General features: G+C 71.2%; 10 protein-coding genes and 1 pseudogene. 6 read left to right on the top strand and 5 right to left on the bottom strand.

Features of this window, described 5'->3' with window-relative positions; translation table 11 throughout:
- A partial coding sequence (gene uvrA / locus ABZ923_RS05640; protein ID WP_361467213.1) for an excinuclease ABC subunit UvrA occupies window positions 1–2,078 on the bottom strand: 2,078 nt, incomplete at its 3' end.
- Window positions 2,079–2,302: 224 nt separating this feature from the next.
- On the opposite strand from uvrA, the gene ABZ923_RS05645 reads away from it, so the two are divergent.
- From ABZ923_RS05645 to ABZ923_RS05665, 5 genes are all read left to right on the top strand, one after another.
- Window positions 2,303–2,989, top strand: a complete 687-nt coding sequence (locus ABZ923_RS05645) for a maleylpyruvate isomerase family mycothiol-dependent enzyme (protein WP_361467216.1) — start codon at window positions 2,303–2,305, stop codon at window positions 2,987–2,989.
- A 106-nt stretch (window positions 2,990–3,095) separates the two neighbouring features.
- Window positions 3,096–3,752, top strand: a complete 657-nt coding sequence (locus ABZ923_RS05650; protein ID WP_361467219.1) for an MBL fold metallo-hydrolase — start codon at window positions 3,096–3,098, stop codon at window positions 3,750–3,752.
- Window positions 3,753–4,233: 481 nt separating this feature from the next.
- Window positions 4,234–5,118 (top strand): ABC transporter substrate-binding protein, encoded by an 885-nt coding sequence (locus ABZ923_RS05655; RefSeq protein WP_361467222.1) that lies wholly within the window; start codon window positions 4,234–4,236, stop codon window positions 5,116–5,118.
- Window positions 5,115–6,044 carry an amino acid ABC transporter permease gene (locus ABZ923_RS05660; RefSeq protein WP_361467224.1) on the top strand — a complete coding sequence of 310 codons (930 nt, stop codon included), beginning with the start codon at window positions 5,115–5,117 and terminating at the stop codon, window positions 6,042–6,044. The genes ABZ923_RS05655 and ABZ923_RS05660 overlap by 4 nt, the downstream gene beginning before the upstream one ends.
- A 67-nt stretch (window positions 6,045–6,111) precedes the next feature.
- Entirely contained in the window at window positions 6,112–6,840 is a 729-nt protein-coding gene (locus ABZ923_RS05665; RefSeq protein ID WP_361467502.1) for an amino acid ABC transporter ATP-binding protein, read from the top strand.
- A 16-nt stretch (window positions 6,841–6,856) separates the two neighbouring features.
- Here the strand turns inward: ABZ923_RS05665 and aroQ are convergent, their stop codons facing one another.
- The gene (aroQ, locus tag ABZ923_RS05670) at window positions 6,857–7,330 is read right to left on the bottom strand and encodes a type II 3-dehydroquinate dehydratase (RefSeq protein ID WP_361467227.1); all 474 of its coding nucleotides are present in this window, start codon (window positions 7,328–7,330) and stop codon (window positions 6,857–6,859) included.
- A 207-nt stretch (window positions 7,331–7,537) separates the two neighbouring features.
- Here aroQ and ABZ923_RS05675 point away from each other — a divergent pair, with 207 nt between their 5' ends.
- On the top strand, window positions 7,538–8,821 hold the full coding sequence (locus ABZ923_RS05675) for an MFS transporter (RefSeq protein WP_361467505.1): 1,284 nt from the start codon (window positions 7,538–7,540) through the stop codon (window positions 8,819–8,821).
- Window positions 8,822–8,859: 38 nt separating this feature from the next.
- On the opposite strand, the gene ABZ923_RS05680 is transcribed toward ABZ923_RS05675, so the two are convergent.
- The 3 genes and pseudogenes from ABZ923_RS05680 to ABZ923_RS05690 all read right to left on the bottom strand — a co-directional run bounded on the left by ABZ923_RS05680 (window position 8,860) and on the right by ABZ923_RS05690 (window position 13,249).
- Entirely contained in the window at window positions 8,860–9,960 is a 1,101-nt protein-coding gene (locus tag ABZ923_RS05680; protein ID WP_361467230.1) for an ionic transporter y4hA, read from the bottom strand.
- 166 nt (window positions 9,961–10,126) lie between these two features.
- Window positions 10,127–11,119, bottom strand: coding sequence for a TerC family protein (locus ABZ923_RS05685; RefSeq protein ID WP_361467233.1), 993 nt, complete (start codon window positions 11,117–11,119; stop codon window positions 10,127–10,129).
- Between the two features lie 223 nt (window positions 11,120–11,342).
- Window positions 11,343–13,249: pseudogene (locus tag ABZ923_RS05690) on the bottom strand (TerD family protein).
- Window positions 13,250–13,324: the final 75 nt, after the last annotated feature.

A 13,324-nucleotide genomic window follows, 5' to 3' on the forward strand; every position in this document is an offset into this window, starting at 1 on the left:
TCGACGTGCACGACCTTGTCGACCAGGTCGTCGCCGTCCACGCGCGTGTGCCGTCCGGGGACGGTCCGGGCGCCGTTCAGCTCGCGGGCCAGGTGCGTGTACAGGATGTCGTTGACCAGGGTCGACTTGCCGGAGCCGGAGACACCGGTGACGGCCGTGAACACGCCCAGCGGGAAGGACACGTCGATGTCCTGCAGGTTGTTCTCCCGGGCGCCGTGCACGGTGAGCTGCCGGGACGGGTCACGCGGCCGGCGCACGTCCGGGAGCGGGATCGACTTGCGGCCCGCGAGGTAGGCGCCGGTCTGCGACTCGGTGTTGGCCAGCAGCTCCTTCACGGAGCCGCTGTGCACGACCTTGCCGCCGTGCTCGCCGGCGCCGGGTCCGATGTCCACGATCCAGTCGGCGACCTTGATGGTGTCCTCGTCGTGCTCCACGACGATGAGCGTGTTGCCCATGTCGCGCAGGCGGACCAGGGTCTCGATCAGGCGGTGGTTGTCCCGCTGGTGCAGACCGATGGACGGCTCGTCGAGGACGTACAGGACGCCGACGAGGCCGGAGCCGATCTGGGTGGCCAGGCGGATGCGCTGGGCCTCGCCACCGGAGAGGGTGCCCGCCGCGCGGTTGAGCGAGAGGTAGTCCAGGCCGACGTCGACCAGGAAGCGCAGCCGCTCGTTGACCTCCTTCAGGACTCGCTCGGCGATCTTCTTGTCGCGGGCGCTCAGCTTCAGTTCGCCCAGGAAGTCCGCGCAGTCGCTGATCGACATCGCGGCGACCTCGGCGATCGACTTGCCCATGATCGTCACTGCGAGGACGATCGGCTTCAGGCGCGTGCCCTCGCAGGAGGGGCAGGGCACCTCGCGCATGTAGCCCTCGAAGCGCTCGCGGCTGGCGTCGCTCTCGGCCTCGCTGTGCCGGCGCTTGACGAAGGGCACCGCGCCCTCGAACGGGGTGGTGTAGACGCGCTCCCGGCCGTACCGGTTGCGGTAGCGGACCTCGATCTGGGTCTTGTGGCCGTAGAGCAGGGCCTTCCTGGCGCGCTGCGGCAGCCCCGCGAAGGGGATGTCCGTGCGGAAGCCGAGGGCGTCCGCGAGGGCGCCGATCAGGCGGCCGAAGTAGTCCTTGGTGTGCCCGTGCGACCAGGGGTGGATGGCGCCCTCGTCCAGGGACTTGTCCTCGTCCGGGACGATCAGCTCCGGGTCGACCTCCATGCGCGTGCCGATGCCGGTGCACTCGGGGCAGGCGCCGAAGGGCGAGTTGAAGGAGAAGGAGCGCGGCTCCAGCTCCTCGAAGGACAGGTCGTCGTACGGGCAGTACAGGTGCTCCGAGTACATGCGCTCGCGCTCCGGGTCGTCCTCGGGGAGGTCGACGAAGTCGAGCACGACCATGCCGCCGGACAGGCCGAGGGCGGTCTCCACGGAGTCGGTGAGGCGGCGCTTGGCGGAGTCCTTCACCGTGAGACGGTCCACGACCACCTCGATGGTGTGCTTCTCCTGCTTCTTCAGGACCGGCGGTTCGGACAGCTGGACGGTCTGGCCGTCCACGCGCGCGCGGGAGTAGCCCTTGGTCTGGAGGTCGGCGAAGAGGTCGACGAACTCGCCCTTGCGCTCGCGCACCAGCGGGGACAGCACCTGGAAGCGGCTTCCCTCCGGCAGCTCCAGGACCTTGTCCACGATGGCCTGCGGCGACTGGCGCGTGATGGGACGGCCGCATTCGGGGCAGTGCGGCTTGCCGATGCGCGCGAAGAGCAGACGCAGGTAGTCGTAGACCTCGGTGATCGTGCCGACCGTCGAGCGCGGGTTGCGCGAGGTCGACTTCTGGTCGATGGAGACCGCCGGGGAGAGGCCCTCGATGAAGTCGACGTCGGGCTTGTCCATCTGGCCGAGGAACTGCCGAGCGTACGAGGAGAGCGACTCGACGTAGCGGCGCTGGCCCTCCGCGAAGATCGTGTCGAAGGCCAGGGAGGACTTGCCCGACCCGGACAGGCCCGTGAAGACGATGAGCGAGTCACGAGGCAGGTCGAGCGAGACATTCTTCAGGTTGTGCTCGCGCGCGCCACGGACGATGAGACGGTCGGCCACGCCGGTCCGCACCTTTCTTGAGAGAAGTGACAGGGGCGGGGCCCCCGTCCTTCTTCAGACTAGGGGGAGCCACTGACAACGCCGGTCGGATTGCCCGGTTGCATAACAACCCCCGGCCCTCCAGCATGCCCGACGCCGCCCTCGACCATATAGCACGTGCATTCGATTTGCGGTCGAGGTTCACCACCTTCACCCGAAGGTGTGGCCCGGCTAGGGTCAGCCGCATGATGGATCACGCTCATGACCTGGCCTGTGTACGGGAAGCGACCGAGCGGCTGCTCAACGCGGTCGCGAAAATGGACAACGCCTCGCTCGCCGAGCCGTCACGGCTCCCGGGCTGGAGCCGCGGACACGTCCTCGCCCACCTCGCCCGGAACGCGGACGCGCTGGTGAACGTTCTCCGGGGCCGCCCGATGTACGTCAGCGCCGAGGCGCGGGACGCCGACATCGAGCGGGACGCTGCGCGGCCCGTGGAGGTCCAGGCCGCCGACCTCCGGGAGAGCGCCGCCCGCTTCCAGGCGACCGGGGACGAGCCCGCGGACTGGTCGCGGACGGTGGAGCTGCGCCACGGGATCACCGACTCCGCGTCCCGGGTGCCGTTCCGCCGGTGGGCCGAGGTGGACCTGCACCACGTCGACCTCGGGATCGGGTACGAGCTGGAGGATCTCCCGGCGGAGTTCCTCGAGCGGGAGACCGACTTCCTCGCGGACCGGTTCTCCGGGCACGCCGACGTCCCGGCGACCCGCCTCACGGACGGCACGCGCGCGTGGAGCACGGGGCGTGCGGCGGACGAGCCCGAGATCACGGTCACCGGCCGGCCGGCGGACCTGGTGGGCTGGCTCGCCGGGCGCCGCGACGGGGCGGCGCTGGAGGTCCGGGGCGGGGCCCTGCCGAAGCTGCCTCCGCTGTAGATCGCCGGAGCCGCCCCCGCTGCCGCCTCCCGGGCGGCACGACGACCGTCCGCGGGCCCGTGCGGACGGCCGCCCACCGGGGCTTGTCCGCTATAGGCTGGCCGTCATGACGTACTCCGGAGAGGTCAAGGTCGGCGGGCCGGCGGATGTGCACGAGCTGAAAGACCTGATGATCACCAAGATCGCGGTCGGCCCGATGGACAACAACGCCTATCTGCTGCGCTGCCGGGCCACCGACGAGCAGTTGCTGATCGACGCCGCCAACGAGGCGGAGACGCTCCTCGGCATGATCGGTGACGACGGCATCGCGTCCGTCGTCACCACGCACCAGCACGGCGACCACTGGCAGGCGCTCGCCGAGGTGGTCGCGGCCACGGGCGCGCGTACGTACGCCGGCCGGGAAGACGCCCCCGGGATCCCGGTGCCCACCGATGTCCTCGTGGACGACGGCGACGTCATCAGGGTGGGCCGCGTGGAGCTCACCGCCCGGCACCTGGTCGGGCACACGCCCGGTTCGATCGCGCTGGTCTACGACGACCCGCACGGCCACCCGCACCTCTTCACCGGTGACTGCCTGTTCCCTGGCGGTGTCGGCAACACGCGCAAGGATCCGAAGGCGTTCGCCAGTCTGATCCACGACGTGGAGACGAAGCTCTTCGACGTGCTGCCGGACGAGACGTGGGTCTACCCGGGGCACGGCAACGACACCACGCTGGGCGCGGAACGGCCGCACCTGCCGGAGTGGCACGCGCGCGGGTGGTGAGCGGGCGGCTGTCCACCGGGCGGGTCCCCGGGCCCGCACGGGAGGATCGCCTGCGGCCGCGCGGCTCTCGTGCACGCACCCGGCCCCAGGGAGCGCCTCGTGCTCCGGCGCACAGGTCGTACGCGCGTCCCGCGTAGGGGAGTTGCACACGCGCCGGGCGCGCTCCTCGTCCGCACGCCCGGCGTGCACCACCCCTGTGCGCGCCCCGTGTGAACCTTTCGCACGCAACGCTCCCCCGTGCGCACTCCCGGAGAGCCGTCGTGCGCAGTCAACTGGTAGCAGCCCCGCGCAGGACGACGGCTCCTGAGCGGTAGGGGCCGCCGGTCTCCAACCCCGCCCTCGGCCGGCGGCCCAGGCCCGGGCACACGCGCGCGTGGGCTGCGCGCAGCCGCGTTCACACGGCCGCAACACCCGTTCCCAGTATGCGGACAACCACCCCTGTGACCTGGACAGACGCGGAGTTCGCTGCCACTCTCCCGCCATGCATGCTGCCCCTCGCGCCCTGCGCCGCGCCCTCGCCGCGGTCACCGTAGCCCTGCTCGCCACCGCCGTCGGCTGTGCTCCGCAGCCCGAGGAGAACGCGTCGGCCGCACCGTCCGGTTCGGCCGCGAAGAGCTGCGCCAAGGGCAAGCTCACCACCAAGACGTCCGGGAAGCTGACGATCGCGACGGACGAACCGGCGTACGAGCCCTGGTTCAAGGACGACAAGCCCGCCAACGGCAAGGGCTTCGAGTCGGCGGTCGCCTACGCCGTGGCCAAGCGGCTGGGATACGACAAGAGCGCGGTCGTGTGGCAGAGCGTGCCGTTCAACAAGGCGTTCGCGCCGGGGGTGAAGACCTTCGACTTCGACATCAACCAGGTGTCGATCAGCGCCGAGCGCAAGAAGGCCGTGGACTTCTCCTCCGGCTACTACGACGTGCGCCAGGCCGTCATCGCGCTGAAGGACGGCAAGGCCGCCAAGGCGACGAGCATCGCGGATCTGAAGAAGCTGAAGCTGGGCGCCCAGGTCGGCACCACGAGCCTCGACTACATCAGCGACGTGGTGAAGCCGGACCAGCAGGCGGCCGTCTACGCCAAGAACGACCAGGCCAAGTCCGCCCTGAAGAACGGGCAGGTCGACGCCATCGTCACCGACCTGCCGACCGCGTTCTACATCACCGCGGCCGAGGTGACGGACGCCAGGATCGTCGGCCAGTTCGAGAACCAGGGCGGCACCCCGGAGCAGTTCGGCCTCGTGCTGGACAAGGGCAGCGCGCTGACCTCCTGCGTGACCACCGCCGTCGACGCCCTGCGCAAGGACGGCACGCTGGCCGGCATCGAGAAGCAGTGGCTCTCCGACGCCGTCGACGCCCCGGTGCTCAAGTGACGGTCACCAAGGGCGAGTCGGCCCGGGAGGGGGCGGACGACAAGGGCGACATGCCCGAGGACGCCGGCCGCTCCGCCGACGGCTACGTACCGTCCGAACGGCGGCTGGCGCGCGAGCGCTACCGACGCGCGCGGGCCCGCCGCGCCACGGCGATCGCGGCCCTGTCGACCCTCGTCACGGCCGCCGTGCTCTACCTCGTCGTCGTCAACGCGCCGGGCTGGCCGCGCACCAAGGAGACCTTCTTCAGCGCGCACTACGCGCGCGAGGCGTTCCCGAAGGTCCTCGAAGGGCTCTGGCTGAACGTCCGGCTGCTGCTGATCTGCGGTGCCGCCGTCCTCGTCCTCGGCATGCTGATCGCCGTCGCGCGGACCCTGCGCGGCCCGGTCTTCTTCCCGCTGCGGGCGCTGGCCGCGGCGTACACCGACTTCTTCCGCGGTCTGCCGCTGATCATCAACCTGATGATCGTGGTCCTCGGTGTGCCGGCGCTGCGGCTGCAGGGCGTCACCGTCGATCCGGTGCTGCTCGGCGGTACGGCGCTGACGCTGACGTACTCGGCGTACGTGGCGGAGGTGTTCCGCGCCGGCATCGAGTCCATCCATCCCTCGCAGCGCGCGGCGGCCCGCTCGCTGGGACTGACCAACCGGCAGGCCCTGCGCTACGTCGTCCTGCCGCAGGCGGTGCGCCGTCAGGTGCCGCCGTTGCTCAACGACCTGGTGTCGCTGCAGAAGGACACCGGTCTGGTGTCCATCGGGGGTGCGGTGGACGCCGTACGGGCGGCCGACATCATCGTGGGCCGCAGTCTGAACTACACGCCGTACATCGTCGCGGGGCTGGTGTTCGTCGCGCTGACCATCCCGATGACCCGGTTCACCGACTGGGTGACGGCCCGGACGGACCGGCGGCGGGCCCAGGGAGGGTCCCTGTGAGCGCCCGGGGAGGAGCCCTGTGAGCACGTCGGAGAGCACACCCGTGAGCAACGCGCCCGTCCTGCGGATGGAGTCGGTCCGCAAGACCTTCGGCGGCTCGGTCGTCCTGCGGGACGTCGACCTGGAGGTCGCCCCGCACACGGTGACCGCGCTGATCGGCGCCTCCGGGTCGGGCAAGTCGACGCTGTTGCGCTGTGCCAACCTCCTGGAGGAGATCGACGACGGCGCGATCTGGCTGGACGGCGAGGAGATCACCGACCCGCGTACGGACCAGGACGCGGTACGGCGCCGGATCGGCGTCGTCTTCCAGGCGTACAACCTCTTCCCGCACATGACCGTGCTCGACAACATCACGCTCGCGCCGCGCCGGGTGCACGGCGTCTCCCGAGCGGAGGCCGAGGAACGGGCCAGGGAGCTGCTGGAGCGCCTCGGACTGGCCGACAAGGCGGATGCCTATCCCGACCGGCTGAGCGGCGGTCAGCAGCAGCGTGTGGCGATCGTACGGGCCCTCGCGGTGCGGCCCCGCCTGTTGCTGCTGGACGAGATCACGGCCGCGCTCGACCCGGAACTCGTGGGCGAGGTGCTGGAGGTGGTCCGCGGCCTGAAGGACGAGGGCATGACCATGGTGCTGGCGACGCACGAGATGGGCTTCGCGCGGGACGTCGCCGACCAGGTGTGCTTCCTGGACGGCGGGGTCGTGCTGGAGCGCGGCAGCGCCGAGCAGGTCTTCGGTGAGCCGCGGCAGGAGCGCACCCGGCGCTTCCTGCGGCGGATCGTGGAGGCGGGCCGGCTGTAGTCCCGCGCGCGGGAGGTCAGGCTTCCGTCTGCCCCGCCCCGGCCAGCGCCGCGACCCGCTCCACGCCGAACACGTAGCCCTGCACGCCGCAGCCGGCGATCACGCCGTCGGCGCGCAGGGAGACGTAGGAGTGGTGCCGGAACGACTCACGCTGATGGATGTTGGAGATGTGGACCTCCAGCACCGGCATGCCGTCACAGGTGTTGAGCGCGTCCAGGATGGCGACCGAGGTGTGCGAGTAGGCACCGGGGTTGATGACGATCCCGCAGTGGTTCAGCCGCGCCTCGTGGATCCAGTCGACCAGTTCCCCCTCGTGGTTGGACTGCCGGAAGTCCACCGTCCCGCCGTGCGCGGCCGCCGCCTTGGCGCACAGCGCCTCCACGTCGGCCAGCGTGTCCTTGCCATAGATCTCGGGCTGGCGCTGGCCGAGCAGATTGAGGTTGGGCCCGTTGAGGACCATGATCGGGGCGTTGGCCAGGGTGCGGGGCACGTTTCCTCCGGTCGGTTCGGGGCGGTGCGTCTACGACCGCTGCTCGCACCCGGTCTATCACGCCGGCCAGGGCGGAGATCGGGCCGTGCGCGCCGGCCGCCCGGGCGTGCGCTCCGGTCCCGTGATCACCACCGCACGCCCCCGTAACCCGTGATCACCAGGGGTAGTTGACGCGGCATGCACCGTGTACGCGCCGTCACCCCGTCCATGCCGCGGCTCGCCGCCGCCTCCCTGGTCGGCACAGCGATCGAGTTCTACGACTTCTTCGTGTACGGGACCGCGGCGGCCCTCGTTCTGGGGCCGCTGTTCTTCCCGACGTTCTCGCCGCTCGCGGGGACACTGGCGGCGTTCGCCACGTTCGGGGTGGGGTTCGTGGCCCGGCCGCTGGGCTCGGTGCTGTTCGGGCACCTCGGGGACCGGCGCGGGCGGCGGCCGGTGCTCGTCGTCTCCCTGCTGCTGACCGGCGCCTCGACGGTCGCGGTCGGCTGTGTGCCGTCCTACGGCGCCATCGGCACGGCCGCGCCCGTGCTGCTGCTCGTGCTGCGCTTCCTGCAGGGGCTGGGGCTCGGCGGGGAGTGGGGCGGGGCGGTCCTGCTGACCGCCGAACACGCTCCCGCCCAGCGGCGTGCCCTGTGGGCGAGTTTCCCCCAGGTGGGGCCGGCGCTCGGGTTCGTCCTGGCCAACGGGGTGATGCTCGCACTGTCGGCGGCCCTGTCCGACGCGGAGTTCGCGCGCTGGGGCTGGCGCGTGCCGTTCTGGGCGGCCGGCGTGCTGGCGCTGGCCGGGCTGTGGCTGCGTTCGTCCCTCGCGGAGAGCCCCCGGTTCCTGGAGATCGACGACCACGCGCGCGTACCGCTCGTCGAGGTCGTGCGGCACCACGGGCGGCTGGTGCTGCTGACGGCCGGGGCGCTGGCGGTCGGCTACGCGGTGTTCTACGCGGTGACGACCTGGTCGCTGGCGTATGCGACGGAACGGCTCGGCGTGAGCCGCACGGTCATGCTGGTGTGCGTCATGGGCGCGGTGGTCGTGAAGGGCGCGCTCACGCCCGTCGTGGCGCTGTTCGGCGACCGGTACGGGCGTCGGCCGATGTGTCTGACGGGGTGCACGGCCTGTGCCCTGTGGATGCTGCCGATGGTGGCGCTGCTGTCGACCGGCGAGCCGCTGCTGATGTTCCTCGCCATCCTGGGTGCCCTGCTCGGCTTCGTCGTCATGTTCGCGGTGATCGCCGCCTACCTGCCCGAGCTGTACGAGCCCCGGGTGCGCTGCACGGGCGCCGCCGTGGGCTACAACCTCGGCGGTGTCCTCGGCGGCGCCCTCACCCCGATCGTGGCCACGGCACTCGCCGAGCGGGGCGGACGGGTCCCGTGGGGCGTCGGCGTGTATCTGACGTGCATCGCCTTGATCAGCCTGGTGTGTTTCGCGCTGCTGCCGGAGACGCGCCCGGTGCCCGTGCCGGCCGCGGAGCCGGCCGCGGAGCCGGCCGGGGGCTGAAAGGACGCGCAGGCTGACGCGCTCGGCGCGACCGGCGGCTACGGGTTGATCGCCAGTTCCAGGTAGGCCGCGAACAGCACCAGGTGGACGCCGCCCTGCAGCGGTGTGGCCCGGCCCGGCACCACGGTCAGGGAGCTGACCACCACGGTCAGCGCGAGCAGCAGCATGTGGGTGGAGCCGAGGCCGAGGACGAGCGGTCCGGACAGCCACACGGAGGCGAGCGCGACGGCCGGAATGGTCAGGCCGATGCTGGCCATCGCGGAGCCCAGCGCGAGGTTGAGGCTGGTCTGCACGCGGTCACGGCGGGCGGAGCGCAGCGCGGCGATCGTCTCGGGCAGCAGGACGAGCAAGGCGATGATCACACCGACGACGGCATGGTGCAGACCCGCCGCGGCCACGCCCGACTCGATCGTGGGCGACACGCCTTTGGCCAGGCCGACCACACCGATCAGGGCGAGTGCGAGCAGGCCGAGGCTGGTCCAGGCGGCACGCGCGGACGGCGGCTGGGCGTGATCGTCGACGGTGATGACCTCGCCCTGCCGGGTGATGGGCAGGAAGTAGTCGCGGTGGCGCACGGTCTGGGTGGCCACGAACAACGCGTACAGGACCAGTGAGGACAGCGCGGCGAAGGTCAGCTGGACGGTGGAGAACTCCGGCCCGGGCTTGCTCGTGGTGAACGTCGGCAGCACCAGGCTGAGGGTGGCCAGCGTCGCCACGGTCGCCAGCGCCGCGCCGGTGCCCTCGGGGTTGAAGACCGCCGTGCCGTGCCGCAGGGAGGCGACCAGCAGGCAGATCCCGACGACACCGTTGCAGGTGATCATCACGGCGGCGAAGACGGTGTCCCGGGCCAGGGTGGAACTCTTGTCGCCGCCGTCGGCCATGAGGGTGACGATGAGGGCCACTTCGATGACCGTGACGGCGATGGCGAGCACCAGGGAGCCGAAGGGCTCGCCGACCCGGTGGGCGATCACCTCGGCGTGGTGTACCGCCGCCAGGACGGAACCGGCGAGTACGACGGTCACCAGGCCGACGATCACGCCGGGCAGGTGCCGGCCCCAGGTGAGGACCAGCAGGACGACCGCGAGCACCGGCACGAGCATCGTCCATGAACGGGTGAGCGACCGGAGCCGAGTGATCATGCGGCGATGGTCGCAGAGGCCTACAGGGTTCGCATTCCGTTCTTTCCGGATACCTCTCATCCTTTCCGGTGCGGGACCCGGTGCCAGTGGGACCGGGTCCCGCGTCGGGTCCCGCGTCGGGACGGAGCCTCGCTAGGGGCTGTCCGAACGGCGGGCGCCCGCGACGTCACCCCTGGACATCGACGCTGTCCTTCCGGGCGTGCTCCGCCTCGACGGCGGCCTGCTTCCGGGAGGCCAGCAGGCTGGTGACCGTGGTGATGGCGAGGACCGCGCAGATCACGCCGAGGGAGACCGGGATGCTGATCTCGGGCACGTGGACACCGGACTCGTGCAGGGCGTGCAGCACCAGCTTCACGCCGATGAAGCCGAGGATGATCGACAGTCCGTACGAGAGGTGGACCAGCTTCCTGAGCAGCCCGCCGATGAGGAAGTACAGCTGGCGCAGCCCCATCAAGGCGAAGGCGTTGGCGGTGAAGACGATGTACGGGTCCTGGGTCAGCCCGAAGATCGCGGGGATGGAGTCCAGGGCGAACAGCACGTCCGTGGTGCCGATGGCGAGCATCACGACCAGCATCGGGGTCATGACGCGCTTGCCGTTCTGCTGGATCCACAGCTTGGTGCCGTGGTAGCGGTCGGCCACGCCGAACCTGCGCTCCGCCGCCTTCAGCAGTTTGTTCTCCTCGTACTCCTCGTCTTCCTTATCCGCACGGGCCTCCTGGACGAGCTTCCAGGCGGTCCAGATCAGGAAGGCCCCGAAGAGGTAGAACACCCAGGAGAAGCTGGCGATGATGGCGGCCCCGGCGGCGATGAAGACGGCCCGCAGGACCAGGGCTATGAGGACGCCGACGAGCAGGACGCGCTGCTGGTACTGGGTGGGCACCGCGAACTTCGCCATGATCAGGACGAAGACGAAGAGGTTGTCGACACTCAGTGACTTCTCGGTGATGAAGCCCGCGAAGAACTCGCCGGCCGGCTGTCCACCGCCGAAGACGAGGAGGCCGAGTCCGAAGAGGCCGGCCAGGGCGACCCAGACGACCGTCCAGACACCCGCTTCCTTGATCGACACCTCATGCGGCTTGCGACCGATGAAGAAGTCGACTGCGATCAGGGCGGCGAGGCCCACGATGGTGAGGACCCACAGGCCCATGGAGACTTCCACTGCACCTCCGGCATGACGAGACGGCAAACACATCAGCGTTGTCGCTGCCGGAGGTCTCTTCCACCCGCGATGGGCCGACGCCCCGGGACCGGAACCGGTCCGTACTGACGGGTGCGCCGCAGTCAGGGAGTACTCCCCTCCGTACGGAAAACAGTACCCCAATCACCAAGGAAAGGTAAAGCGAAAAGTAAAAGAATGCCCAAGTTGGCAGGTCGGAGCGGCTTTACCACCGCTTGGCACGGGCTTGGGCCACCTCGGTGAGCACCTCCTGCAGGATCCGGCTGCCATGCGGGGCCAGCGAGGGCTCGTACGTCCAGGCGTGACCGACCCACGGGTCGGCGAGGTGGTCGTCGGGCAGCGGGGTGAGTCGCAGCAGCGAACGCCACAGCGGATCGAGCAGGGGGCCGTGGGCGGCGGTGTCCCGTCGGTCGGCGACCAAGAGAGGTGTACGCCGACGGCCGGCCCCTCGTCGGCGAGATAGCGCAGCCGGGCCATTGACCGGTCGTCGAAGCCGTGCGGGAAGTCGTTGACGATCAGGAGTTGCCGGGCGGTGTCGACGTCGGCCGGCAGCGACTCGGCCACGCCGCCGCGCACCGCCATCTGTGCCAGATCGACCCGCCGCGTGAACCGCTCCAGCGTCTGCGCGGCCCCCGCCGCCCCCGCCGCGGGCGGCGCCGCGAGGACTCCGGTCTCCGTCAGCGGCAGCAGTGCCCGGGTGCCGGCCCCGGTGGGGTCGATGATCTGCACGGCGAACGCCCCGGGCGGGTGGACGGCGAGCAGGCGTGCCGCGAGGGCGACCGCCGCCGCCATGGCCCGCTCCCGTGGCTCGGCGGGGCCCGGTACCCGCTCGTCGGCCGCCCGTGCCGGACCGCTGTCGATCCACAGACCTCGTTCCAACGGCATCCTGACCAGCAGAGGGATGCGCAGCGGCGCGCTCTCGGGGAGGTGGAGGTCGCCGAGCCGCAGGGCCATCGGCGGTTCGGCGGGGACGCGGTAGGTGCGCCAGACGGGGCTGTCCCAGCGGGCGTAGGCGGGTGGGAGCGCCGGTTCGACCACCTCGGCCTCGGCGGTGAGCTGGGCCAGGTCCCGGTCGAGGGCCGCGCGCGCCTGTTCGGCCAGGAGGGTCCGGCGGGCGTGGGCCGTCTCCCGGGCCGCTTCGCCCGCCGGGCCGAGCCGCTGCCGTGGATCGGCCAGTGCCTGGTCCAGCTCCTTCTCCAGGCGGGAGTCGGCGAATTCGACGGCACCGCGGTAGGCGGCCGTGGTGCGGGCCAGGTCCTCGAACATCCCCCAGACCTGGTTGTACAGCCGCTCCTCCATCGACCAGCCCACGGCGTCTCCGGCAACGGGCGGCGCGGGCTGCACGTCCGCGGCCGACGGGGGCGGGGAGGGGACGCTGTGGGTGCGGTGGGGATGCGTGTAGTCGACCGGGCCTCCGGGACGCCGGGCAGCGGGGTCGCCGGCGTTCGCCGGGCCGTACGGCCGGGGCGGCTGCGCCGGCCGGGAGGTGGAGGTGGCTCGGGAGGCGGACGCGGTGGAGCGCGGGTCGGAACGGGCCGTCGGCACGGTCGTCGCGCCGGGCAGGCTGGGGGTCGCCGCCTGCTGGATGAACACGGCGAGGTCGGCGGCGTCGCTCAGACCCTTGTCGGCGAGGAGTGCGGGGAGACCGCCCGCGTACCCCTGGCCCATGGCCCGGACTTTCCAGGCGCCCTGTCTGCGGTACAGCTCCAGGGTGACGACGGCCGTCTCGGCGTCCAGACCGGTGACGGTGTAGGAGACGAGTTCGGTGCCGTCCAGGCCGCTGACCGTGGTGTGCGGGGCCGGGACGGCCCCGAAGTGGGGCGGGACCGCGCTGCCGGCGGGCAGGGCAAGGAACACGTCGACACGGTGTACGGCCTCGGGCAGGGCGGCCAGGTCGACGGCCAGGCGGTGCTCGGCGGCGGCCTGCCCGGGGGCCTCGACACCGGGCGGTGCGGGGGCGCCGGGGTGGGCCAGCCACTGGCGGCCGTGCACCGTCCCGTGTTCGTCACCGAGTGTGGCTCCGGCCAGGACCGGCACCCCGGCCGAGATCCGGATCTCCAGCCGGACCTGGGTCAGAGCGTGGTTCTGCCCCCGCACCAGCTCAGCCGCCATCGCCGTCGCCCCCCTGTGTTGTTCTGCCTTACTGCCGCTTCGGGTGCGAGCGACGGCTCCTTGGCGGACGGCCCG

Source organism: Streptomyces sp. NPDC046881, assembly GCF_040645015.1.
GTDB lineage: Bacteria > Actinomycetota > Actinomycetes > Streptomycetales > Streptomycetaceae > Streptomyces.

Excerpts from the sequence above, each read along its gene's own strand:
- ABZ923_RS05650 (WP_361467219.1), top strand. The coding sequence starts at position 3,096 with ATGACGTACTCCGGAGAGGTCAAGGTCGGCGGGCCGGCGGATGTGCAC.
- ABZ923_RS05665 (WP_361467502.1), top strand. The coding sequence starts at position 6,112 with ATGGAGTCGGTCCGCAAGACCTTCGGCGGCTCGGTCGTCCTGCGGGAC.
- ABZ923_RS05675 (WP_361467505.1), top strand. The coding sequence starts at position 7,538 with ATGCCGCGGCTCGCCGCCGCCTCCCTGGTCGGCACAGCGATCGAGTTC.
- ABZ923_RS05655 (WP_361467222.1), top strand. The coding sequence starts at position 4,234 with ATGCATGCTGCCCCTCGCGCCCTGCGCCGCGCCCTCGCCGCGGTCACC.
- ABZ923_RS05645 (WP_361467216.1), top strand. The coding sequence starts at position 2,303 with ATGATGGATCACGCTCATGACCTGGCCTGTGTACGGGAAGCGACCGAG.
- ABZ923_RS05680 (WP_361467230.1), bottom strand. The coding sequence starts at position 9,960 with ATGATCACTCGGCTCCGGTCGCTCACCCGTTCATGGACGATGCTCGTG.